The sequence below is a fragment of the Thalassotalea fusca genome, from assembly GCF_053485835.1.
In genome coordinates this window covers 166,896-190,229 of sequence record NZ_JBQRUN010000008.1, presented here as the reverse complement: position 1 = coordinate 190,229, position 23,334 = coordinate 166,896, and the positions used below count along the sequence as shown (strand labels likewise).

The 23,334-nt window shown below is 41.1% G+C and carries 19 protein-coding genes; 9 read left to right on the top strand and 10 right to left on the bottom strand.

Annotation, left to right across the window (positions count from 1 at the left end):
• The first annotated feature begins 88 nt into the window (after positions 1 to 88).
• Positions 89 to 2,764, top strand: coding sequence for a preprotein translocase subunit SecA (gene secA, locus ACSLUK_RS12140; RefSeq protein WP_448548920.1), 2,676 nt, complete (start codon positions 89 to 91; stop codon positions 2,762 to 2,764).
• A gap of 303 nt (positions 2,765 to 3,067) precedes the next feature.
• On the top strand, positions 3,068 to 3,466 hold the full coding sequence (gene mutT / locus ACSLUK_RS12135; protein ID WP_448548919.1) for an 8-oxo-dGTP diphosphatase MutT: 399 nt from the start codon (positions 3,068 to 3,070) through the stop codon (positions 3,464 to 3,466).
• Positions 3,467 to 3,559: 93 nt separating this feature from the next.
• Here mutT and yacG read toward each other — a convergent pair whose 3' ends face one another.
• The 10 genes from yacG to ACSLUK_RS12085 form a co-directional block, all read right to left on the bottom strand.
• The gene (yacG, locus tag ACSLUK_RS12130) at positions 3,560 to 3,796 is read right to left on the bottom strand and encodes a DNA gyrase inhibitor YacG (protein ID WP_448548918.1); all 237 of its coding nucleotides are present in this window, start codon (positions 3,794 to 3,796) and stop codon (positions 3,560 to 3,562) included.
• A 105-nt stretch (positions 3,797 to 3,901) separates the two neighbouring features.
• Positions 3,902 to 4,648: a cell division protein ZapD gene (zapD, locus tag ACSLUK_RS12125; protein WP_448548917.1), complete on the bottom strand. Its 747-nt coding sequence runs from the start codon at positions 4,646 to 4,648 to the stop codon at positions 3,902 to 3,904.
• A 112-nt stretch (positions 4,649 to 4,760) separates the two neighbouring features.
• Positions 4,761 to 5,375, bottom strand: a complete 615-nt coding sequence (gene coaE, locus ACSLUK_RS12120; protein ID WP_448548916.1) for a dephospho-CoA kinase — start codon at positions 5,373 to 5,375, stop codon at positions 4,761 to 4,763.
• Between the two features lie 18 nt (positions 5,376 to 5,393).
• Positions 5,394 to 6,278, bottom strand: a complete 885-nt coding sequence (locus tag ACSLUK_RS12115) for a prepilin peptidase (protein ID WP_448548915.1) — start codon at positions 6,276 to 6,278, stop codon at positions 5,394 to 5,396.
• A 148-nt stretch (positions 6,279 to 6,426) separates the two neighbouring features.
• On the bottom strand, positions 6,427 to 7,677 hold the full coding sequence (locus tag ACSLUK_RS12110; RefSeq protein WP_448548914.1) for a type II secretion system F family protein: 1,251 nt from the start codon (positions 7,675 to 7,677) through the stop codon (positions 6,427 to 6,429).
• A 56-nt stretch (positions 7,678 to 7,733) separates the two neighbouring features.
• Positions 7,734 to 9,440 (bottom strand): type IV-A pilus assembly ATPase PilB, encoded by a 1,707-nt coding sequence (gene pilB, locus ACSLUK_RS12105; RefSeq protein ID WP_448548913.1) that lies wholly within the window; start codon positions 9,438 to 9,440, stop codon positions 7,734 to 7,736.
• Positions 9,441 to 9,541: 101 nt separating this feature from the next.
• Complete coding sequence (locus tag ACSLUK_RS12100) at positions 9,542 to 9,916, bottom strand: pilin (RefSeq protein ID WP_448548969.1); 375 nt, start codon at positions 9,914 to 9,916, stop codon at positions 9,542 to 9,544.
• 93 nt (positions 9,917 to 10,009) lie between these two features.
• Positions 10,010 to 10,450, bottom strand: a complete 441-nt coding sequence (locus tag ACSLUK_RS12095) for a pilin (protein ID WP_448548912.1) — start codon at positions 10,448 to 10,450, stop codon at positions 10,010 to 10,012.
• A gap of 398 nt (positions 10,451 to 10,848) precedes the next feature.
• Positions 10,849 to 11,748: a carboxylating nicotinate-nucleotide diphosphorylase gene (gene nadC, locus ACSLUK_RS12090; RefSeq protein ID WP_448548911.1), complete on the bottom strand. Its 900-nt coding sequence runs from the start codon at positions 11,746 to 11,748 to the stop codon at positions 10,849 to 10,851.
• 22 nt (positions 11,749 to 11,770) lie between these two features.
• Positions 11,771 to 12,289: a retropepsin-like aspartic protease family protein gene (locus tag ACSLUK_RS12085; protein ID WP_448548910.1), complete on the bottom strand. Its 519-nt coding sequence runs from the start codon at positions 12,287 to 12,289 to the stop codon at positions 11,771 to 11,773.
• 154 nt (positions 12,290 to 12,443) lie between these two features.
• On the opposite strand from ACSLUK_RS12085, the gene ampD reads away from it, so the two are divergent.
• The 7 genes from ampD to ACSLUK_RS12050 all read left to right on the top strand — a co-directional run bounded on the left by ampD (position 12,444) and on the right by ACSLUK_RS12050 (position 23,325).
• A complete protein-coding gene (gene ampD / locus ACSLUK_RS12080) occupies positions 12,444 to 12,992 on the top strand; it encodes a 1,6-anhydro-N-acetylmuramyl-L-alanine amidase AmpD (protein WP_448548909.1) in 549 nt (182 codons plus the stop codon).
• An 18-nt stretch (positions 12,993 to 13,010) separates the two neighbouring features.
• On the top strand, positions 13,011 to 13,847 hold the full coding sequence (ampE, locus tag ACSLUK_RS12075) for a beta-lactamase regulator AmpE (RefSeq protein ID WP_448548908.1): 837 nt from the start codon (positions 13,011 to 13,013) through the stop codon (positions 13,845 to 13,847).
• Between the two features lie 470 nt (positions 13,848 to 14,317).
• Positions 14,318 to 15,088 carry a pyruvate dehydrogenase complex transcriptional repressor PdhR gene (gene pdhR, locus ACSLUK_RS12070; RefSeq protein ID WP_448548907.1) on the top strand — a complete coding sequence of 257 codons (771 nt, stop codon included), beginning with the start codon at positions 14,318 to 14,320 and terminating at the stop codon, positions 15,086 to 15,088.
• Positions 15,089 to 15,213: 125 nt separating this feature from the next.
• Positions 15,214 to 17,889 (top strand): pyruvate dehydrogenase (acetyl-transferring), homodimeric type, encoded by a 2,676-nt coding sequence (aceE, locus tag ACSLUK_RS12065; protein ID WP_448548906.1) that lies wholly within the window; start codon positions 15,214 to 15,216, stop codon positions 17,887 to 17,889.
• Positions 17,890 to 17,911: 22 nt separating this feature from the next.
• The gene (gene aceF / locus ACSLUK_RS12060) at positions 17,912 to 19,576 is read left to right on the top strand and encodes a dihydrolipoyllysine-residue acetyltransferase (RefSeq protein ID WP_448548905.1); all 1,665 of its coding nucleotides are present in this window, start codon (positions 17,912 to 17,914) and stop codon (positions 19,574 to 19,576) included.
• Positions 19,577 to 19,785: 209 nt separating this feature from the next.
• Entirely contained in the window at positions 19,786 to 21,216 is a 1,431-nt protein-coding gene (lpdA, locus tag ACSLUK_RS12055; RefSeq protein WP_448548904.1) for a dihydrolipoyl dehydrogenase, read from the top strand.
• 159 nt (positions 21,217 to 21,375) lie between these two features.
• Positions 21,376 to 23,325, top strand: a complete 1,950-nt coding sequence (locus ACSLUK_RS12050; RefSeq protein WP_448548903.1) for an alpha/beta hydrolase family protein — start codon at positions 21,376 to 21,378, stop codon at positions 23,323 to 23,325.
• The last annotated feature ends 9 nt before the right edge of the window (positions 23,326 to 23,334 follow it).

Below are 23,334 nucleotides of genomic sequence, written 5' to 3'. Positions count from 1 at the left end.
CGAGCTTGCTAGTTTTATTGTGATCGGTTTAAGCCGATCACTTTTATTTTTAGGTGCAGAGATTTTCTGCTAAAGATGGTTTAACAAGATGTTTGTAAAGTTAATGACAAAATTGTTTGGTAGTCGAAATGATCGCCTTATCAAACAAATGCAAAAAGAAGTCACAAAAATCAATGCAATGGAACCTGTTTTTGAGGCATTAAGTGACGAGGAATTGAAAGCAAAAACCTCGGAGTTTAAAGAGCGTGTCGAACAAGGACAAACACTCGAATCAATTTTACCTGAAGCATTTGCAGTTGTCAGAGAAGCAAGTAAACGTGTATTTGGTATGCGTCATTTTGATGTTCAGCTTATCGGCGGCATGGTATTAAACCAAGGTAAGATTGCAGAAATGCGCACCGGTGAGGGTAAAACTCTTACCGCAACTTTACCAGCATATTTAAATGCACTAACTGGCAAAGGTGTTCATGTTATTACTGTGAATGATTACCTAGCTAGCCGTGATGCTGATTGGAGCCGTCCATTATTTGAATTCCTTGGTCTTACCGTTGGCTGTAATATTCCTGGCATGCCACCTCAAGCAAAGCAAGAAGCATATCAGGCGGATATTACGTATGGTACGAACAATGAATTTGGTTTTGATTATTTACGCGATAATATGGCTTTTTCACCAGCTGAACGTGTGCAAAAACCACTTCACTATGCGGTTGTTGATGAAGTAGATTCAATCTTGATCGATGAAGCGCGTACTCCACTTATTATTTCTGGCGCTGCAGAAGATAGCTCTGAGCTATACAAAGCGATAAACCAAATTGTCCCTAGCCTTGTGCAACAAGAAGAAGAAGACAAAGAGGGCGAAGAAAGTACGGGTGATTTTACTGTAGACGAAAAGTCAAAACAGATATATCTCACAGAACGTGGTCAAGTTGTTATTGAAGAGATCTTTCAAAAGAAAGGCTTGATTCAAGAAGGTGAGTCATTATTCTCTGCGAGCAATATAACCTTGCTGCACCATGTGATGGCAGCATTACGTGCGCATAAATTATTCCAAAAAGATGTGGATTACATCGTTAAAGACGGTGAAATCATCATCGTTGATGAGCACACTGGCCGTACAATGGAAGGTCGTCGTTGGTCTGAAGGATTACACCAAGCGGTAGAAGCTAAAGAAGGTGTAAATATTCAGAATGAAAACCAAACATTAGCATCAATAACTTTCCAGAATTACTTCAGAATCTACGAAAAACTCTCAGGTATGACAGGTACTGCAGATACTGAAGCATTTGAATTTAACCATATCTATGGATTGGAAACCGTTGTAATTCCAACGAACAAACCTATGGTTCGTAATGATATGGCTGACCTTATTTACCTTACGGCTGAAGAAAAGTTTGAAGCAATATTGGAAGACATCAAAGATTGCGTTGAGCGAGGGCAGCCAGTATTAGTTGGTACGATCAGCATCGAAACATCTGAATTCTTATCAAACTATCTTAAAAAGGCGAAAATCAAGCATAAGGTACTTAATGCTAAGTTCCATCAACAAGAGGCGGAAATAGTTGCAGAGGCTGGGAAAGTCGGTGCGGTAACTATTGCTACTAACATGGCGGGTCGCGGTACAGATATCGTGCTAGGTGGTAACCTTGATGCAGCAATTGCCAAGTTAGACAACCCTACTGAAGAGCAGATTGAAAAAGCTAAAGCCGCGTGGAAGGAAGAACACGATAAAGTGCTTGAACTTGGCGGATTGCACATAGTTGCAACAGAACGTCACGAATCACGCCGTATCGATAATCAGTTACGTGGTCGTTCAGGGCGTCAGGGTGATCCAGGTTCTACTCGTTTCTACTTATCCATGGAAGATGGCTTAATGCGCATTTTCGCTTCAGAGCGAATCACAAACATGATGCGAAAGCTTGGCATGGAGCGCGGTGAAGCGATTGAACATGCATGGGTTACTAAAAGTATTGAAAATGCACAGCGTAAGGTTGAAGGTCGTAACTTCGATATTCGTAAGCAACTACTTGAATTTGATGATGTTGCCAATGACCAACGTAAGGTCATTTACGAGCAACGTAATGAGTTGATGGAAGAAGCTGATATTAGTGAAGTGGTTGATAATATACGTCAAGATGTTGTGACGAGTATCATAACTCAGCATATTCCACCGCAATCACTCGAAGAAATGTGGGATATTCCAGGTTTGGAAGAGCGCCTGAAAGGTGATTTAGCAATTGAATTACCAATTGCAAAATGGCTTGAAGAGGACAGTAAACTACATGAAGAAACGCTTCATGAGAAAATCTTGGAAGAAGTGACTAAAGCCTACAAAGAAAAAGAAGAAATGGTTGGTGCTGACGTTTTACGCCAGTTTGAGAAAGCCGTCATGCTTCAAAGTTTAGATTCTCATTGGAAAGAGCACTTGGCGGCAATGGATCATTTACGTCAAGGCATTCACTTACGTGGCTATGCACAGAAGAATCCTAAGCAGGAATATAAGCGTGAATCATTTGAGCTGTTTTCTGAATTGCTTGAAAACTTAAAGCACGATGTAATTGGAATTTTGAGTAAGGTTAGAATTCAGGCTGAATCAGATGTAGAAGCCGTTGAAGAGCAACACAGAAAATCTGACGAGACACCAAAATCTTTTAGTCATGAAGCTTCGGAGCCAGCAGGCGGAAATATGGCACGAGTTGGGCGTAACGAACCTTGCCCATGTGGTTCTGGTAAGAAATACAAGCAGTGTCACGGTAAGTTGACTTAATCAATACGCGCTAGTGTTGTAGCTATATTAAAAGACGAAATGCCAATCATTGATTGGCATTTTTTATGTCCATGGAAGGACGGTATGACGTGGTGCCATGGATGGCAAGGAACGTCGATGTCCATGGAAGGACGGTATGACGTGGCGCTGTGGATGGCAGTGAGCGTCGATGCCCATGGAAGGACGGTATGACGTGGCGCTGTGGATGGCAATGAGCGTCGATGCCCATGCCTCTTCGGTTACTGAATACAAAAGAACAGAAAATCTTGTCATATTATTAAGTTTAAGCAAGTAGAGGAATAGATGAATAAAGTTGTCCATGTCGCGGTAGGTGTTATTGTTAGCGGTGAGCAAGTATTTCTAACAAAAAGGGCTGACGATGCTCATCAAGGGGGAAAGTGGGAGTTTCCTGGTGGAAAAGTGGAGCAAGGGGAAGGGGTTGCAGCCGCTCTGCATCGGGAACTACAAGAAGAGGTGGGTATTGATGTGCTGTCTTGCATTCCGCTTATTGATATAACTCATGATTATAGCGACAAGGTTGTCAGACTTGAAACATTCATAGTAGATAATTATCAAGGTGAACCGAGCGCACAGGAAGGGCAAGAAGAGGCTTGGTTTGAAATTAACGCCATCGATAGCTTAGACTTTCCTAAAGCCAATGTAGCGATTGTAGAGGCTTTACAGGCGTACTATACGCAGTAGATCTAGCTGTCTTAAGGAACTAATTAGGGTTGAAAAGGCGAGAACAGGTGATTCGCCAAGTTCTCGCGCGTTTCATCAAATTACGAATGTAGATTATTCTGGTTCGACAAAAAACTTGTTATGTTGGATGAATTGTCCTTCTAATTCGTCTAACATTTCTTCTGTAAATTCAATATCTTCTTGAATTGGTTGAGAAATTGAATGATTTTCTTCAGCCCAATCGCCTAAATCTATTAATTGACACCTTTTTGAGCAGAATGGACGAAACTCATTATCTGCTACCCATTGAACATCTTTAGAACAAGTTGGGCATTTTACTGTTAAAGCCATGTTGTCAAATACCTCTGATTTATTTGGCAGAGATTATAACAAAATATTTGGGATGAATGATATTGTTCTTAAGTGTGAGAGGAGTTGGTACTAAGAAAGTGTGTATTAACACCGAGCTAATTCAAAGCTCACATCATCGCTCGTAAATCGTTTACCTTGAGACTCACATGGCAGCATGAAACGAATAGAGTATCGGAATTTGTTGCCACTTACTGTAGGAAAATACTTGGCGTTAGCCGCTAATTGCATTCTCAATAATACAATGCCTTCACCACTATCTTGAAAAAAGCCATTAGGTGCCGTAATCGCTGAGAAAGTGGCTCTTTGCCTTATAAATTTGAGTATGAGTATAAGTGCATCACGGATCTGGTTGAGTTCAGCTAACCAGCTAATAGCGTCGGTTTTTTGTTGATTATCCGGTTGTGACAGCCAGTATTGAAGTTGTGGAAGGTCAAATGTAGAGCTGCCGCCTTGAATTGCAAAGCGCTGTTTTAATCCGGCTAAAAACTTGTTGTCCTTTAAGACTAGCCAATTAGGTGCACTAGTTCTGAGTTGAGAAATGAGTTCTACAGTGCGCCTTAGGTTTTCTTGCAACACACTATTGTCAATATCAGGCGATTTTGACCATAAAACGAGGCTTTGTTCAAGCTTTTCGAGTTCCTTGATTAAGTCACCCCGAATATCGTTTCTTTCTAGCATGTCCAACATGGTGAACAAGGCGTTAAAATAAACTTGATGACTCACCGTTAAATTGCATGTCAAACTATCATCTGTTTGAGCTAGTAATTGCTCAATTTTCAAATAGTTACGTATACGCTCGTTGAGCGGATGTTCATACAATACAGTGGTCATAATAAAAAAACTTTAATACCTATCTAGTCTATACTACATAGCAAATATTGAAATGGCGAATTTTTTTAACAAAAAGTTTGATTTTTATAGATTTTTGTTATCAAAAACGCTATTAGTTGCGTGTGATTCTTAAATATTGTTCATGAAGTTGTGCTATCGTCGTCGATAATAAATCGCTATTATCTACCGAGTTATCGATAACGTCATCGGCTTTTGAAAGCCGTTCGTCGCGAGAAATTTGACTGGCCATTATCGCTTTGACTTCGTCGGCAGCGCGTTTATCTCGATGCGATGTGCGGGCAATTTGTTGTTCTTCGTTAGCGTCGATAACTAATACGCGATCAACTAGCTTATCCAAACCATTTTCTAGTAATAATGGGGCAACGAGAATGACATAGTTATCGCATGGGGCAGAAATTGCGGTAACTATTTCTTGCCGGATTAGTGGGTGCGTTAATTGATTAAGCCATTTCTTATCTTGTTCGCTCTGGAATACAATACCGCGAAGTTGTGCACGATCAAGTTGTCCATTGGCAAGTAAAATACCTGTGCCATATTTTTCAGTGATTTTTTGTAAGGCAACTGAGCCAGGTGCAACAATGTCGCGGGCGATAATATCTGCGTCGACAATTGTCGCCCCTAATGCTTTAAATCTATCGGAAACCGTTGTTTTTCCGCTGCCTATTCCGCCAGTAAGTCCAACCACCAAGTGTTGATAATTTTTCATGAATATCTCACTTTATACTTAAACGAGTAACCCGATATACCAATCCCAAATACGTTGCCCCCATAGTAATGTTATCCAGCCTGCAACGGCTAGATAGGGGCCAAATGGGATCGCTTGGCCACGTTTGTGTCCCTTAAATACCATGAGAGAAATACCAACAATCGCTCCAACTGCCGAAGCCATTAAAATAAGTAATGGGAGGAGTTGCCAGCCCATCCATGCGCCAAACACGGCTACGAGCTTGAAGTCCCCATGACCCATTCCTTCTTTGCCAGTAAGTAACTTAAATAGCCAAAATACCGAATATAAACTCATGTATCCAACAGCAGCACCTATAACTGCTTGGTCTAACGGTACTATTAGACCGTTAATGTTAATAAGTAAGCCCAGCCAAAGTAAGGGTAATGTTATTTGATCGGGTAACAGCATATGATCAAAGTCAATCATGGTGAGTGCAACCAGACCCCAAGTTAAAATCAACACGAAACAGGTGTCCATCGTCACACCGTATTCTGTTGCGACAACGAGACTTAGTAGCGCTGTAACCGTTTCAATCATAGGATAGCGAACAGAAATTTGGTTCTTGCATTGGCTACATTTACCGCGCAAAGCCAACCAACTCACAACAGGAATGTTCTCATAAAATCGAATTCGGTGTCCGCATTTAGGGCAGGTAGAACTAGGTTTAGACAAAGTAATCTCTGACTGTTCCTTAGCGGGAATATCTTTTATTTCATCCGCTAAAAATTCACGACATTCGTTATACCAGCCTTGATGTAGCATCTTTGGAAATCTTAATATCACCACATTTAGAAAGCTTCCAATGGCAAGAGAAACAAAAAGAACGGTTAGATAGAAAAACAGGGGGTATTGTTCAAAAGATAGGGTCAGGTCACTTAGCATAAGAGTTTGTTCTTAGTTATTGTTAGTTGGAGTGTATTAAAATTCTATGTAAATTGATATTACTGCGTTTTCAAACTGAGTGAATGCTGAGTTCAAATAACCAACGCGCGTTCAGCCTAACTATTGTTTACTGAACGCATGATGGCATCTACACTACTTGCCCGATTTGGAATATTGGTAAGTACATCGCAATAATAAGACCACCAATGACAACGCCTAGCACTGACATAATGAGTGGCTCTAATAAGGCTGTGAGTGAATCAACCGCATCATCAACTTGTTGTTCATATACTGTGGCAACTTTAGCTAGCATATCATCGACAGCACCTGATTCTTCACCGATTGCGACCATTTGAATAACCATATCAGGAAAAATATTACAGTTGCGCATCGCAAGGTTCATTTGCATACCTGATGATACTTCTGAGCGAATCTCTAAGATCGCGTCACGAAATACCGCATTACCTGAAGCTCCTGCAGCGGATTCTAGTGCGTCTGGAAGTGGGACACCTGCGGCAAAAGTAGTAGATAGTGTTCTAGCATAACGAGCTACAGCTGCTTTTTTAAGTAAATCGCCAAGCACAGGAAGTTTTAGAATTTGCTTATCGACCTTATCTCTAAAGTCCTGGCTATTTTGGTGGGCTTTTTTGAATAAAAATCCTGCGACAAAAATGCCAGCAAGAGCCAAGTACCAATATGCCTGCATAAATTCAGAAATACCAATGACCATTTGAGTAAATGCTGGCAGCTCTGCCCCAAAGCTATTAAAGATTTCTTGGAAAACGGGGACGACAAAAATTAACAAAATTGAAGTTACGATAGCTGCAACAACTAATACGGCAATCGGATAGGTCATTGCTTTTTTGATCTTGGCTTTTAATGCTTCTGCTTTTTCTTTATATGTTGCTATTCGTTCGTATATAGTTTCAAGGGCACCCGATTGTTCACCAGAATTTACCAAGTCACAATATAGACTGTCGAAATAACGAGGGTGTTCGCGTAAACACTCTGAAAGTGGAATACCTGCTTGTAATTTGTGGCTAATATCACCAAGCAACTTTTGAATATTACCGTTACTGTCACCCTTCCCAATCATTTCAATGGTTTGTACTAATGGCACACCAGCTCCTAACATTGTCGCGATTTGTCGCGTGATTACAGCAATATCAGCAGGCTGGATTTTTTTATCACCGCCTAATCCAAATAACGGCTTAGGTTTCTTCTTAATCTTGCCTGGGGTAATCCCTTGTTTTCTAAGTTGCGCTTTTAATTCTAAAAGATTGGCAGCAGATAATTCACCGCTAATTTTTTTCCCTTTACGATTGAGTCCCTGCCATTGAAATACATCTAATGGTTTGGTGCTTGTTTTTTTCGTTGCCCGTGCGGTAGAAGCTGCCATTGTTTATACCTGCTGTTGTAAATACCTGTACTATCTCAAGTTTAGGTGAATAATTATTAAGAGCTAGTTACTCGATTAATTTCTTCCAAACTTGATACGCCTTGCATGGCTTTTTGTAGGCCCGATTGCCTAAGGTTCTTAAATCCTTCTTTTTGACATTGTGCGGCAATGTCTAAAGAATTGCCACCTTGCATAATAATGCTAGATATTTCTTCTGAAATTTTAACGACTTCATAAATACCAACACGTCCCTTGTAGCCACCGGTACACTGATCACAGCCAACAGGTTTAAAAAGCTCGAAGGTTCCTATTTTATCTGGTGGAAAGCCTTGTTTTATAAGTTCTTCTCTAGGCACTTCTTCTACCGCCTTACATTGGTTACAAAGACGGCGGGCAAGGCGTTGTGCGATAATAATGGTTACTGAACTGGCAACGTTATAAGAAGGAACGCCCATGTTGAGTAAGCGCGTTAAAGTCTCAGGAGCAGAATTTGTATGTAATGTTGACAGGACTAAGTGACCTGTTTGTGCGGCTTTGATAGCAATTTCAGCGGTTTCTAAATCACGTATCTCACCAACCATGACAATATCAGGATCTTGACGTAAAAATGAGCGCAATGCACTAGGAAAGGTCAATCCGGCTTTATTGTTTATTTGTACCTGATTAATGCCTTCTAAGTTTATTTCTACTGGATCCTCTGCGGTAGAAATGTTTCGCTCAGCCGTGTTTAAGATATTTAAACCGGTATAAAGTGATACAGTCTTCCCTGAACCTGTTGGACCAGTTACCAGAATCATCCCTTGCGGTTGAGCTAGCGCATCCATATATATCTGCTTTTGCTCCGCTTCATAGCCTAGCATGTCAATACCGAGCATAGCGCTGGAAGAATCTAATATCCGCATTACAATTTTCTCCCCCCACATGGTAGGAAGGGTGCTTACACGAAAATCGATGGATTTCTTGCGAGAAAGTGCAAGCTTTATTCGGCCATCTTGTGGCACGCGACGTTCGGCTATATCAAGTTTTGACATAACTTTGAGTCGTGCGGCCATTCTTGACGCCAATGCAATTGGTGGTTTAGCAACTTCGGTTAAGATGCCATCTACCCGAAAGCGAATTCGATAGGCTTTTTCATAGGGTTCGAAATGCAAATCGGAAGCGCCTTTTTTTATCGCATCAAGTAAAATTTTATTGATATATACGACGATCGGGGCATCTTCTTTATCACCAGCTGCGCCGTCATCATCGTCTTGGCGTTCCTCTTGAACATCTATACCTGAAAGTTCTTCGGTATCAATATCGCTTATATCTAAAGCGTCTGATTCTTCTTCTAGTACCTTTTCAATACACTCGTTTAATGTCTTTTCATTAGCAATAACAAGTTCTGTTGAAAAGCCGGTATTGAATTGAATTTCTTCAAGAGCATCCAAATTGGTGGGATCTGACATCGCAACAAATAGCACTTTACCGCGCAAAAATAATGGAAGTGCATTATGTTTTCGGATGAGTTTTTCGTTGCGAATGCCTTCAGGTACTAGCGTGGTGTCAAATACACTAAGATCAATCAAGGGGTAACCGAAGCTTTTTGATAATATTGCAGCTATGTGCTGCGCATTGAAGTGTTTATCTTCTACTAAATAGCGAACAAAAGGTTTTTTTTGCTGGATGAACTCAGCACTAATTGTATCAACAAGTTCTGTTGGGACGAGATCGTGCTTAGATAATGCCGATAAAACACTTGATTGCTGATGTAGTCCTTTCATAACGCCTTGGTTACATTAAATAATTTTGCTTCAAATTACAGTGTAACGCATTTTAGCAAGGAAACACAAAAGAACTCTAAAATAACGGAATAATTATATTGTTAGCATAAGCTAGAAGATTTACAACCGCTTGTAGAGTCATCCCAACTAATAGTGCCATTCGCCACTGTGCCCACTAATATATATGTGTCTGTTCCAGTTATACCACCGACGGCAGTAGGTGTTGTTGTTATTGTTATGCTTGTCGCTGTTCCTGAGAAAGCAATCGTATCAACTAAAGCATTGGAAGACCAAATCGCCATAACGGGGACATTTACGCAGTTGGCTAGAGCGCTTGTTTGGATACACTCGTCAATAGCTTTTCTGGCTGGGCTAGCCGCTGCTATAACGGTAGCAAACCTAGCACGGTCTGAATATTTCTGGTATGCAGGGAGAGCGACAGAGGCCAAAATGCCGATAATGGCTACTACAATCATCAGCTCAATTAAGGTAAAGCCTTTGTGTATATTCATCATGACAGGCGAATCAGTATAGCCTTGCATATGCAAGGCTTTACTTTTAGGTGTTTATTAACATAAACCTGAGGTTTTACAGCCACCACCTTCAGTCCAATCAACAGTACCGTTAGCCACAGCTCCTGTTAACGTATACGTGTCAGTAGCAGCAATATTACCCGCTGCGACAGGCGTTACAGTAATAACCGGTGCTGCGGCTGTACCTGAGATCGCGACAGAAGTTATCATATCTGATGCGGCCCAGCCATTATCTACACCATCATTGCCATCATCTAAAGCTCCACAGTTAGCTAAAGCTGTTGTTTGTACACAAAGCTCCACAGCTGTTTTGGCTGGAGTCGCACCTAATACCACTTCAGAGAAGCGTGCGCGATCAGAGTATGTTTGATAAGCCGGTAATGCCACTGCCGCTAAAATACCGATAATAGCAACAACGATCATTAATTCAATTAAGGTAAAACCTTTCGTATTCTTAAGTGTGTTCAAATTTTTCATAATAAGTATTTTCCATACTAGTTATTACGGGGGCTAACTTCATAGTGCGACAAAAATTCGAAAATGTAAAACATTGTGTCGCATTTTTTTCCAATTATAGTGAATAATTTAAATGTTGGTTAATAAATGACAAAAAATACGTTGAATTTTCGTCAATTATGTTAAAAGTCAACTAGTCGGTCAAGAATGTTGAATAGGCTCAACGATATAACTTTAAACGGGTTTGAGAGGAGTTTTTACTGTTTTGCATGATAAATAACCTAAATTGCATTAGGTAGTAACAGTGCTGAGCAAAAAAGTGAATAAAAAGCTGGATAATTGAATAACCGTTCTTGATAGAAAACAGTGAAGCTAGAAGCTCGTCTCATTCCAATTGACGAGCTTCTTGATGCTACGCCTTAAACAAATCGCATTGATAAGTCGACTGCATGTACGTGTTTAGTTAAAGCGCCGACAGAAATAAAGTCGACACCCGCTTTCGCAAATTGCTGCATTTTCTCTAACGTCATATTGCCAGATACTTCTAGCTTGGTATGGGCATTATTAATGTTATCTCTATACGCAACTGCTTGTTCAATCATTTCTGGCGTAAAATTGTCGAGCATAATGATATCTGCATGGGCATTCAGCGCTGTAAGCAGTTCATCAAGGTTTTCAACTTCAGCTTCCACAGTGCGGGCAGGGTGATTTTGTCGTGCGGTTGCAATCGCTTGTTCAATGCCTCCGCATGCCGCGATGTGATTTTCTTTTATCAAAAATGCATCATATAAACCTACACGGTGATTCTGACCACCACCACAAGTGACCGCATATTTTTGCGCAAGTCGCATGCCGGGAATGGTTTTTCTGGTATCGAGTAATTTCGTTTTGGTGTTGGCTAACCGCGTCACATAGTCAGCTGTCACTGTCGCGGTACCCGATAATGACTGTAAAAAGTTCAATGCACTTCGTTCACCCGTTAAAAGCACCCGTGCATTACCAGAAAGCTCAAATAATGTAGTATTTGCTTTTACCGATTGTCCATCGTTAACAAACCAAGTGATTTTGGTCGCGTGTTCTTCTTTCAAGCCATAGGCTTTATCGAGAAGAGAAAATACTTCATTTACCCAATTTACACCGCAAATTACGCAGTCTTCACGACTAATGATGTTGGCAACGGCTAAACGTTCTTCAGGAATTAACTCTGCGGTAATATCTTTTGAATTGTCGAGTTGGCTAATGTCAGACAACCCCAAATCTTCACAAAGGGCTTGGCTTACGGCTCGTTGAATATCTTGTTGTATATGCTCAGATAACATGAAATAGGTTTCTCTTCTCTATTTATCGTTCTTTCAATATCAGGCGATTGCCACGTTGCGAGAATTCTACCCTTTTTAGGGCGCTCATGCCCAATAGAATTTCATCGCTACGCATGCCTGGGTTGATATGCGCATCAACGTTACGCAGCGTAATATTGCCAAATTGCAATTGTTCGATTTGGGTTTGTCGTACCATTACCGTGCCATTTGCCGTAGAAACGGGGTATTGACCATATAATGGCAAATTCAATTTTCGTGCAATATGCTCTGGAATTGATACTTGTGTGGCGCCAGTATCTAATAGAAATGTAACTGGGAAGCCATTGATTTCACCATTGACCAAATAATGTCCTTGACGATTTTGCTCCAAAACGACTTCTGCCATTCCTTCATTGTTATATGAAGACTCTGGTGATGTATTCGGATTGTATTGGCGATCTAAGTAGTCTTGAAAAACGAAAATCAATATAGCAAAGACAAAGATCCATGCAATCCATACAAAATAACGGCCGAGTTGTTGTGTTGAATCGGAATCACTCACAGTGTATTGCTCAGAAAATTTTGTTTAATCTAAACATATGTTGATCGCATGTGCCTAGATTGTCACGTATTTTTTTGTGTGCACTTATTGCTGGCAGTTTTATCAACGTTGGGTATTATGTGATTATTAATTCTAATGTCAGGCCAAAAACAATATGAAATTAGAATCAGGTTGGCTTACTTCGGTAGAGCGACAGCCTTCGCCTCATTTTGACGAAAGAGAATCAACAGCACCTATCTCTTTACTTGTTGTGCACAATATATCTCTGCCGCCGGGGAAATTTGGCGGACCTTATATAACTGACTTGTTTTTGGGGCAGTTGTCACCTGACGATGATCCATTTTTTAAAGATATTTATCAGCTGCGTGTCTCAGCGCATTGTTTAATCCGTCGAGATGGTCATGTTATTCAGTACGTCCCATTTGATAAACGTGCTTGGCACGCGGGCGTATCGAATTACCAAGGTCGAGAAAAATGTAATGATTTTTCTATCGGAATAGAGCTGGAAGGGACGGATGATATTCCTTATACTGGCAAGCAATACGATAAATTAACTGAGATAACTGCCTTAATTCAAAGGCATTATCCTCATGTTGTAAACAATATAGTTGGCCATTGTGATATTGCGCCAGGTAGAAAAACAGATCCCGGGGCGTCTTTTGACTGGGACCGTTTTCGTCAATCTATTAATAAATGCTCCTAAATAAGAGCAGGGAAAACTATGAGCTTAATAAGTTTGTTGATAGCACTCGCCGCAGAACGTTATTTGTCGGCACCAGCATGGCAGTTTAATACCTATTTCTTAAAATATGTGAAAATGTTTAATGGTTTCAGTCCTGTAGGTAAGGTGAATGCGAGCTTTCCTGCCAATATCGTGTTTGTATTGATTCCTGTTGTCGGTTGCTATTTTTTGTTGGAAGCTGTTAGTGATGGGTTACTACATCTAGTCATTTCGACGCTAGTTTTGATTGTCTGTTTCGGTTGTGTAAAAACACGAGATAGTTATAAACAGTACCTAATGGCGGCTTTTCGTGGTGAACCAACCACCTGTGATTTACATCATCAAGCACTAATGCAAGATAAGAACCTCAAAGACATGGGCTTCGGTCAAACACTTATATGGCTAAATTACCGTTATTTTATAGCGATAATGATCTTCTTCGTGATTTTTGGCGCCGCTGGTGCACTGTTCTACCGACTGCTAACCAAACTCAATGAAACGCCATGTCAGGAAGCGGCAGAATCTGAAAATGCGGTTGCTAATAACCAATTAGTATTGTTTTGGGTTGATTTTATTCCCGTTAGGTTGGTTGCGTTTGGCTATATGTTAGTGGGTCACTTTTCTCGTGCGTTACCTGTTTGGTTGGAAAACGTTTTTGATTTCACGCGTGTTCCTAGCAAAATCCTATCCTCTGTCGCGCAAAAATCGGAAGATTTCATGGTTGATGCGGAAGATTGTACCGCGGAGCCTTGCTTGCTAGTTCGTCTCGCAAAACGTACCTTGTTGTTGTTCTTAGCATTAAATGCGGTCTTGATATTAACAGGCACAATTAGCTAGTCATCACTAAATAGTTCATTATCACCAAAGAGCCAGTCATTTTGATTGGCTCTTTTTCTCTGTGTTCCGTCCTGAAATGCCTTCATACTTCGATTAAACTCACTCTTCTTGAGTTTATCGATGGACGCGCTTAATTCGAACGAAGTAAGTCATAATGACCTACAAGCTTGACATAGGGGCGCTAAGTGAGAACGCTTAAATACCCGTTCGCCTTGAGTAGGAGGCACGACGTATCGAAGGGTGATTAAGTTCGCTAACCAATCGCAAAGAAATCAGTAATTCTTGTTGAATTATTATTCATCTGAACTATGTTCTATTTACAAAATTTGAATATTTTGCTATTTTTACGCCAGTTTTATAAATGGTAATACCAATTTACCTTTGTTGCTTGTCTGGTCTAATCAGTGGGTTAGGCCAGTACTGTTAAGGCACAGATAAGGTAAAAGGACCAATAACGAGAAGATAACGAAGTGGCATTTACCAGCGTTAAACAAACGGTGAAACAACCAAAACTTTCCGATGTGATTCAGCAACAGCTCGAGTCAATGATATTGGAAGGCAGTTTAAAGGCCGGTCAAAAACTACCACCGGAGCGTGAACTGGCTAAGCAGTTTGATGTGTCACGTCCTTCATTGAGGGAAGCGATTCAGAAGCTTGAAGCAAAAGGGTTGGTTAATCGCAGGCAAGGTGGCGGCACGTTTGTGAGTTCGAAAATTTTGTCAGGGCTATCGGATCCGTTGTTTGAATTGATGTCGCAAAGTAATGAAACGCAGTTTGATTTACTTGAATTTCGTCATGGTGTTGAAGGGATGTCGGCTTATTATGCAGCGATGCGCGGCACTCAGGCAGATTTTGACGAAATACGCACCAAGCATGATGCCATTGGAACGGCGCAGTTAGAAAATGACTACCGGCAGGAAGCACAAGCGGTATTCGACTTTTACCTAGCGATTTGTGGTGCGTCGCACAATGCGGTGATTTTGCATTTAGCACGCAGCATGGCGAGTGTCATTATTGATAATATTGAACAGAACTTAACGATTCTAGCACAGAGGCCTGATATCTTTGCCAAAATTGCTGAGTATCGTAAACAACTTATGGCGACCATTATCAGTGGACAGCCACAGAAAGCGTGGGGAGCAAGTCATCGCCACCTCGCATTTATTGAAGAAGTACTGTTAAACCTAACAGAAGAACAAAGTCGCATGGAACGCTCTATGCGACGAATGCAACGTATATAGTGAGTAGCCAGTATTTTAAAAGCTTCTTACACGGAAATTTGGCAGATAAAAGCGAACTAGTCCTTTAGCTTTCTTTCATCTACAAATTTATAAATTTCATAACAATTGGAGACTAAGTAAATACTATGTCAGAGCTCCCTAATTTAGATATTGATTCGTTAGAAACCCAAGAATGGCTTGAATCAATGGAAGCAGTTCTTGAAAACGAAGGTCCAGAACGCGCACATTATTTATTAGAAAAGTTAATTGATCATGCCCGTCGTAGTGGCACACATTTACCGTTCGATGCAACAACTGCATATGTAAACACGATTCCTCCTGGACAAGAACCACACATGCCGGGCGACCAAACAATTGAAGCACGTATTCGTGCGGCGATTCGTTGGAATGCGTTGGTACTTGTACTTCGTGCTTCTAAGAAAAATCTAGAGTTAGGTGGTCACATTGGTAGTTTCGCCTCATCAGCAATGTTATACGATGTGGGTTTTAACCATTTCTTCAAAGCGGCTTCTCCAGAAGATGGCGGCGACTTTATCTTTGCTCAAGGCCATATTTCTCCAGGTATCTACGGCCGTGCGTTCTTAGAAGGGCGTTTAACTGAAGAGCAAATGAATAACTTCCGTCAAGAATGTGATGGTAATGGCTTGTCTTCATATCCGCACCCACATTTGATGCAAGACTTCTGGCAATTCCCTACAGTTTCTATGGGTTTAGGTCCATTACAAGCAATTTATACTGCTCGCTTCCTTAAATACTTGACTGATCGCGGTATCAAAGACTGTTCAGGTCAACGTGTATACTGTTTCCTCGGCGATGGTGAAACGGATGAGCCAGAATCACTAGGTGCAATTGGCTTAGCTTCTCGTGAAGGATTGGATAACTTAACGTTTATCATCAACTGTAACTTACAGCGTCTTGATGGCCCAGTACGTGGTAACGGCAAAATCATCCAAGAGCTTGAAGGTACCTTCCGTGGTGCTGGTTGGGAAGTGATTAAGGTGATCTGGGGTAGCTACTGGGATCCATTAATTGCCCGTGATACGTCAGGTAAGTTACTTCAGTTGATGAACGAAACCGTTGACGGTGAGTACCAAAACTGTAAAGCGAAAGGTGGCAAGTACACGCGCGAAAAATTCTTCAACAAGTACCCTGAAACTGCTGCTATGGTAGCGAACATGTCTGACGAAGACATTTGGCGCTTAAACCGTGGTGGTCACGATCCTGTTAAAGTTTACGCGGCATATGAGCGTGCAATGAAGACTAAAGGTCGTCCAACAGTCATCTTAGCAAAAACGGTAAAAGGTTTTGGTCTAGGTTCTGCGGGTGAAGGCTTAAATATTGCGCACAACGTGAAGAAAATGGATGTCGAGTCGGTTAAATACTACCGTGACCGTTTTAACATGCCTATTTCTGATGATGAAATTGCAGATTTACCATTCTATAAATTCCCAGAAGACAGCCCTGAATATAAGTACATGAAAGAGCGTCGTGAAGCTCTTGGTGGCTCATTACCTGCACGCCGTGTACAAGCAGACGAATCTTTGGAGATTCCACCGTTAAAATCGTTTGATGCGATTCTAAAAGGCTCAGGCGATCGTGAAGTTTCTTCAACAATGACCTTCGTACGCGTACTAAACAGCTTACTTAAAGATAAGAAAATTGGTAAGCGCATTGTGCCAATTATTCCTGATGAAGCACGTACCTTTGGTATGGAAGGCTTGTTCCGTCAGGTGGGGATCTATGCGAACGAAGGCCAGAAATATATTCCACAAGACGCAGACCAAGTCGCATACTATCGTGAAGACAAGCAAGGGCAAGTGCTTCAGGAAGGTATTAATGAATTAGGTGCAATGGCGTCATGGGTTGCTTCAGGTACATCGTACTCTACGTGTAATGCGACAACTATTCCATTCTACATCTACTATTCAATGTTTGGTTTCCAACGTGTTGGCGACTTAGCGTGGGCAGCAGGTGATAGTCAGGCACGTGGTTTCTTACTTGGTGCAACGGCTGGTCGTACGACGCTTAACGGTGAAGGTCTACAGCATCAGGACGGTCATTCTCATGTTCAAGCAGGTTTGATTCCAAATTGTGTTACATACGATCCAACGTATGGTTATGAAGTTGCGGTCATCGTTCGTGACGGTTTACGTCGTATGTACGAAAATAATGAAAACATTTTCTACTACCTAACTCTAATGAATGAAAACTATCAGCATCCGGCTATGCCAGAAGATAAAGATATTGCTGATCAGATCATCAAAGGTATCTATAAGCTTGAGTCTGTAGAAAGTGCTTCAGCTAAAGCGAAAGTACAATTGATGGGCTCTGGCACTATCTTATTGCAGGTACGCGAAGCGGCTCAAATTCTTGCTAATGATTATGGCGTTTCGTCAGATGTATACTCAGTTACTTCGTTTAATGAGCTAGCACGTGAAGGTCAGGAAGTTGTACGTAAGAACATGTTAAATCCTGAAGGTGAACAGCAAGTACCATACATTGGTCAAGTGATTACTAAGGAAAACGGTCCTGCAATTGCTGCTACTGACTATGTTAAAGCGTATTCAGATCAGGTGCGTGCATTCATTGATACAGAATACCGTTGTTTAGGTACCGATGGTTTTGGTCGTTCAGACAGCCGTGCAAACTTACGCCGTCACTTTGAAGTCAATGCTGCTTATGTTGTGGTTGCTTCATTATTTGAACTGGCTAACCGTGGTGAAGTAGAGCGTAAAGTGGTTACAGAAGCTATTAAGCGTTTTGACATTGATACCGACAAACTTAACCCGTTATACGCGTAATTAAGGACTAGAGGAAAAAAATATGTCTGACATTCAAAAAATCCTAGTCCCAGATGTGGGCGGTGATGAAGTTGAAGTTATAGAGATTTGTGTTGCCGTAGGTGACACATTAGATGCCGATGAAGGCATTGTGACAGTTGAAACAGATAAAGCGTCAATGGACATTCCTGCGCCAATCGCTGGCGAGCTAGTCTCGCTTAGCGTTAACGTAGGTGACAAAATTAAGGAAGGCGATTTAATTGGCGAAATGAAAGCTGCTGGCGCGGCTGAAAGCGTTGATGTTGCAGAACCTGCACCAGTAGCAGAGCCTGAAGCGGCAGATGTACAGCCTGAACCTGATGCTCCAACAGCTCCACAAGTAGTAGCACCAGCAGGTGGCAGCGAAGTGATTGACGTTGTTGTTCCTGACATCGGTGAAGACGGTGAAGTAGATGTTATCGATGTACTCATTGCCGTTGGCGACGAAATTCAAGAAGAAGATGGCCTGATAACTCTTGAAACGGATAAAGCAACCATGGATGTGCCTTCTTCACATGCTGGTATCGTAAAAGAAGTATTAGTTTCAACTGGCGATAAAGTGAAGCAAGGCTCGTTAGTGATTAAACTAGAAACTAACAGCGGTGCCCCCGCGGCAATTGAGCAGCCAGCAGCCCCAGCTGAAAAACCAGCGGCTGCCAAAGTGGAAGCGCCAGCACCTGTTGCACCGACAAAATCCGCACCAGTACCACATCATCCAAACGCGGGTGAATTTAAGTCGGGTAAAATCTATGCTTCTCCATCAATTCGACGCTTAGCGCGTGAGTTTGGTGTTGATTTAAGCCTAGTAAAAGGCACGGGTCACAAAAAACGCATCCTAAAAGAAGACGTACAATCATATGTGAAATATGAATTGTCTCGTCCAAAAGCCAATGCTGGCAGTTCTGTTGCTGGTGGCGCGGGTGGCCTACAAGTTATTGCACAACCAAAAGTAGACTTTACTAAATTCGGTGAAGTTGAAGAAGTTGCATTAACACGTATTCAAAAGATTTCTGGCCCTAACTTACATCGCAACTGGGTAACGATTCCACATGTTACACAATTCGATGAAGCCGATATCACTGAAGTTGAAGCGTTCCGTAAAGAACAGAACGTTATTTGTGAAAAGCAAAAAATGGGCTTCAAGATCACACCATTAGTATTCATCATGAAGGCTGTAGCTAATGCATTAGCGGCTTATCCAGTGTTTAACTCTAGCTTGAGCGAAGATGGCGAACACTTGATCATGAAGAAATACTTCCACATTGGTGTCGCGGTGGATACGCCAAATGGCTTGGTTGTACCTGTTGTGCGTGATGTTGACAAGAAAGGCATTTACGAATTATCTAAAGAGTTACTAGAGATCAGTGCTAAAGCTCGTGACGGTAAGCTTAAAGCAGCTGATATGCAAGGCAGCTGTTTCACAATTTCGAGCTTAGGTGGCATTGGTGGTACAGCATTTACACCAATTGTAAATGCGCCTGATGTCGCTATTTTGGGTGTATCAAAATCTGAAATGAAACCTAAGTGGAACGGTAAAGAGTTTGTTCCTCGATTAATGTTGCCATTGTCACTGTCGTACGATCACCGTGTGATTGACGGTGCAGTCGCTGCAAGGTTCTCAGTACATTTATCGTCGGTAATGACTGACATTCGTAAATTAGTCTTATAGCAAGAAGTTACAACAAGCGTAGGCTGTATTATGTCGGTAATAATGAAACCATCTAAGTAAGTTTCTATTATTACCGACATAAATTGATTAAAAGATAGCGATTTTTATTCAGTTTGAGTAAACTTCGTGCCATAAAAAATGATTCGAATTTAGTGTTTAGCGCTCTTTCTTAACAAACACTAAATAAACTAAATTAATTTGAGGTTAGCATGAGCAACGATATTAAAACTCAGGTAGTAGTTTTAGGTGCAGGTCCTGGCGGATATTCAGCAGCATTCCGAGCAGCAGATTTAGGTTTAGATGTTGTATTGGTAGAAAGCCGTAAAACATTAGGTGGTGTATGTTTGAATGTGGGTTGTATCCCTTCAAAAGCATTACTACACGTTGCTAAAGTTATTGATGATGCGAAAGAGATGGCATCACACGGTGTAACATTCGGTGCACCTGAAATTGATTTAGATAAAATCCGTGACTGGAAAGACAGCGTAATTGGTCAGTTAACTGGTGGTTTGGCTGGCATGTCAAAGCAACGTAAAGTAAAAACTGTTACGGGTTTTGGTAAATTCACTTCAGACAAAACACTAGCAGTTGAAGGTGAAGACGGTACAACAACAATCACATTCGATAATGCAATCATTGCGTGTGGTTCTTCAGTGGTTGATTTACCTTTCATTCCAAATGACGATCCTCGCATCATTGACTCAACAGGTGCACTTGAACTTCAAGACGTACCAGAAGAAATGTTAGTACTTGGTGGCGGTATTATCGGTTTAGAAATGGGTACGGTATACAGCTCTTTAGGTTCTAACGTATCTGTTGTTGAGTTCGCAGACCAACTAGTTCCAGCGGCTGATGCTGACATTGTTAAAGTCTACACTAAGCACGTTAAGAAGCGTTTCAACATCATGCTTTCTACGAAAGTGGTTGCTGTTGACGCAAAAGACGACGGCTTATACGTAACGTTTGAAGGTAAGAACGCACCTGAAGGTCAGGTTCGTTACGACAAGATCTTAGTTGCAGTTGGTCGTAAGCCAAATGGTCACTTAGTTGCCGCTGACAAAGCAGGTGTTAATGTTGACGAGCGTGGTTTCATTAATGTAACTAACGAATTACGTACTAACGTTCCACACATTTTTGCGATTGGTGATGTTGTTGGTCAACCAATGCTTGCACACAAAGCAGTACATGAAGCACACGTAGCTGCTGAAGTTATTGCTGGTAAGAAACACGTATTTGACCCTCGTTGTATTCCTTCAATTGCTTATACTGACCCTGAAATGGCATGGGTTGGTGTTACTGAGCGTGAAGCGAAAGAACAAGGCTTAAACATTGAAGTAGCTAACTTCCCATGGGCTGCTTCAGGTCGTGCGATTGCTTCTGCACGTACTGAAGGTAAAACGAAATTAATCTTCGAAAAAGAAACGGGTCGTGTATTAGGTGGTGCATTAGTTGGTATCAACGCTGGTGAAATGCTTGGTGAAGTTTGTTTAGCGGTTGAAATGGGCGCTGACGCTGAAGACGTTGCATTAACGATTCATGCTCACCCAACGTTGAATGAGTCAATTGGCTTAGCAGCAGAAATCTTTGAAGGTTCAATCACTGATTTACCAAATGCAAAAGCAATGAAAAAGAAGAAGTAATTTTTCTAAGTTATTTGAAGAAGCCGGCTAAATTAGCCGGCTTTTTCGTTTATGCTGTTTTTAATTGGAGCTTATGCAATTTGTCATTTCTGAACAATGTCTAGAAAATTGTAAATAAATCTTTAAAATACCTCCCGAATTAATAAAAATGGATTTAACATGAAATACTTAACTCTACTAATCACCTATTTGTGGTTATCAATTGCTTGCGCAAATGCTGCCAATTTGTCGCTTGGATATGAAAAGTTTGGTCATTTGCCCATGATTCAATCTCCTGTAATCTCCCCTGACGGTAATAAAATAGCAGCGGTATTTAATTCGCCAGATGGGCCGAGCGTTGTGCTTAGTGATTTTGGTTCGGATGAATTAACTACCATTGTTAAGCTGAAAAAATCACAAGACCGCATAGAGTACATCTACTGGGTAAATTCAACACGACTATTAGTCGCAGCTAGTTACTCTCAACGCATTGCAGATCGTAGATTTAGAACAAATCGAATTTTCTCGGTAAACACCGATGGTTCAGAACTCATTGAACTGAAATATAAAATGCCTAAGCAAATTCCTGACTGGGAGCGCCGTGCATCTGCTGATATTACGTTAACATCCCTTCTTAAATCGGATGATAAGCACGTTATATTGCAAGTCTTTGATCGTAGAGATCAAGGCCAAGCTGTCTTTAAAGTGAATGTCTATGAAAACAAGTTCACAAAATTATTCACCAATAAATACAATGTGCATACATGGGTAGCCAATGATAAAGGTGAAGTAACATTTGGCTACGGTACTGATGAGCATGAACCTGATGTGAATACCATATGGGTACGAGAATCAGGTAACGCTCCTTGGAAACTAATCAGGAAGGAAAAAGCATTCCAATCTGACAGTTTCTCGCCAATTTTCGTGAAAGGTGACGAGTTGTTCGTTATTTCAGACTATAAAACTCGTCGACAATCGCTTTGGAAGTACAATATTAAGACAGGGGAGTTCAAAGAAAAACTATTTGGTCACGACACGTATGACGTTAAAGGTGTTATTTACAATGCTGATCGGAATGACGTAATAGGTGCAATTTATTATGATCATCATAAAAAGGATCATTATTTTAATGCAGAACATAGTAGAACGTCGATATTAGTTAAAAATAGTTTTAAGAATTATCACACTAGCATATATACGAGAAGCAAAGATAACAAAAGAATGTTGATCCTTGCTTCAAGTGACAACAGTCCAACTAAGTTCTTCTGGCTGGATCTTACTGCTAAAAAAGCGGGAATGTGGTTTAGCCAATACCCATATCTAGAAGGCAAAGTGTTGCCACCTGTATCGCCAATTGAGTTCAGCGCGAAGGACGGCACTAAGTTAGCTGGATATTTAACATTACCTAACACCGAAGCTGATGAAAAGCCTCCGTTGATTATTTGGCCGCATGGCGGACCAATAGGTGTTCGAGATTACCAAACATTTGATCCATATGTTCAATTTTTTGCGAGCAAAGGGTTTGCTGTTTTACAGGTGAACTATCGTGGCTCTGGTGGTTTTGGATCAGACTTTGAAACTAGCGGATATCGTCAATGGGGCAAACTAATGCAAACGGACGTTTATGATGGTTTAGAGTATGTTAAATCGCTGAATTTGATCGACACAAACAAAATGTGCTTTGCTGGTTATAGTTACGGTGGTTACGCGGCGCTAACAGCTGCATTTCAGCGTCCAAATGAATTTAAATGTATCGTCAGTATTGCAGGCATAGCTGATTTATACGAACTAGCTGACAATGATTATCAGTGGAGAGGTAACATTCGGGCTCATATTGTAAATACGATTGGTGATCCAAATGATGAGAAGATAGAGTCAGAATTAAAATCACTGAGCGCATCATATAACATTGATAAAATTGTGGCGCCAATGTTATTAATACATGGTCGCTACGATACTCGGGTACGCGTATCGCAGTCATCTGAATTTTACGATTTAGCGAAAAACAGCGGTAAGACAGTCGAGTATATAGAATTTGAGCATGGAACTCATTTTTTAGATGAAGGAGATAATCGACTTGCGGCTTTTAAAGCGCTAGAGGAGTTTTTAATAAAACACCTTGGTGAATAAAGTTACATT

Excerpts from the sequence above, each read along its gene's own strand:
- zapD (WP_448548917.1), bottom strand. The coding sequence starts at position 4,648 with ATGACCACTGTATTGTATGAACATCCGCTCAACGAGCGTATACGTAAC.
- secA (WP_448548920.1), top strand. The coding sequence starts at position 89 with ATGTTTGTAAAGTTAATGACAAAATTGTTTGGTAGTCGAAATGATCGC.
- coaE (WP_448548916.1), bottom strand. The coding sequence starts at position 5,375 with ATGAAAAATTATCAACACTTGGTGGTTGGACTTACTGGCGGAATAGGC.
- aceF (WP_448548905.1), top strand. The coding sequence starts at position 17,912 with ATGTCTGACATTCAAAAAATCCTAGTCCCAGATGTGGGCGGTGATGAA.
- ACSLUK_RS12100 (WP_448548969.1), bottom strand. The coding sequence starts at position 9,916 with ATGATTGTAGTAGCCATTATCGGCATTTTGGCCTCTGTCGCTCTCCCT.
- mutT (WP_448548919.1), top strand. The coding sequence starts at position 3,068 with ATGAATAAAGTTGTCCATGTCGCGGTAGGTGTTATTGTTAGCGGTGAG.
- aceE (WP_448548906.1), top strand. The coding sequence starts at position 15,214 with ATGTCAGAGCTCCCTAATTTAGATATTGATTCGTTAGAAACCCAAGAA.
- ACSLUK_RS12095 (WP_448548912.1), bottom strand. The coding sequence starts at position 10,450 with ATGAAAAATTTGAACACACTTAAGAATACGAAAGGTTTTACCTTAATT.
- ampD (WP_448548909.1), top strand. The coding sequence starts at position 12,444 with ATGAAATTAGAATCAGGTTGGCTTACTTCGGTAGAGCGACAGCCTTCG.
- nadC (WP_448548911.1), bottom strand. The coding sequence starts at position 11,748 with ATGTTATCTGAGCATATACAACAAGATATTCAACGAGCCGTAAGCCAA.
- ACSLUK_RS12110 (WP_448548914.1), bottom strand. The coding sequence starts at position 7,677 with ATGGCAGCTTCTACCGCACGGGCAACGAAAAAAACAAGCACCAAACCA.
- ACSLUK_RS12050 (WP_448548903.1), top strand. The coding sequence starts at position 21,376 with ATGAAATACTTAACTCTACTAATCACCTATTTGTGGTTATCAATTGCT.
- lpdA (WP_448548904.1), top strand. The coding sequence starts at position 19,786 with ATGAGCAACGATATTAAAACTCAGGTAGTAGTTTTAGGTGCAGGTCCT.
- pilB (WP_448548913.1), bottom strand. The coding sequence starts at position 9,440 with ATGAAAGGACTACATCAGCAATCAAGTGTTTTATCGGCATTATCTAAG.
- yacG (WP_448548918.1), bottom strand. The coding sequence starts at position 3,796 with ATGGCTTTAACAGTAAAATGCCCAACTTGTTCTAAAGATGTTCAATGG.
- ACSLUK_RS12115 (WP_448548915.1), bottom strand. The coding sequence starts at position 6,278 with ATGCTAAGTGACCTGACCCTATCTTTTGAACAATACCCCCTGTTTTTC.
- ampE (WP_448548908.1), top strand. The coding sequence starts at position 13,011 with ATGAGCTTAATAAGTTTGTTGATAGCACTCGCCGCAGAACGTTATTTG.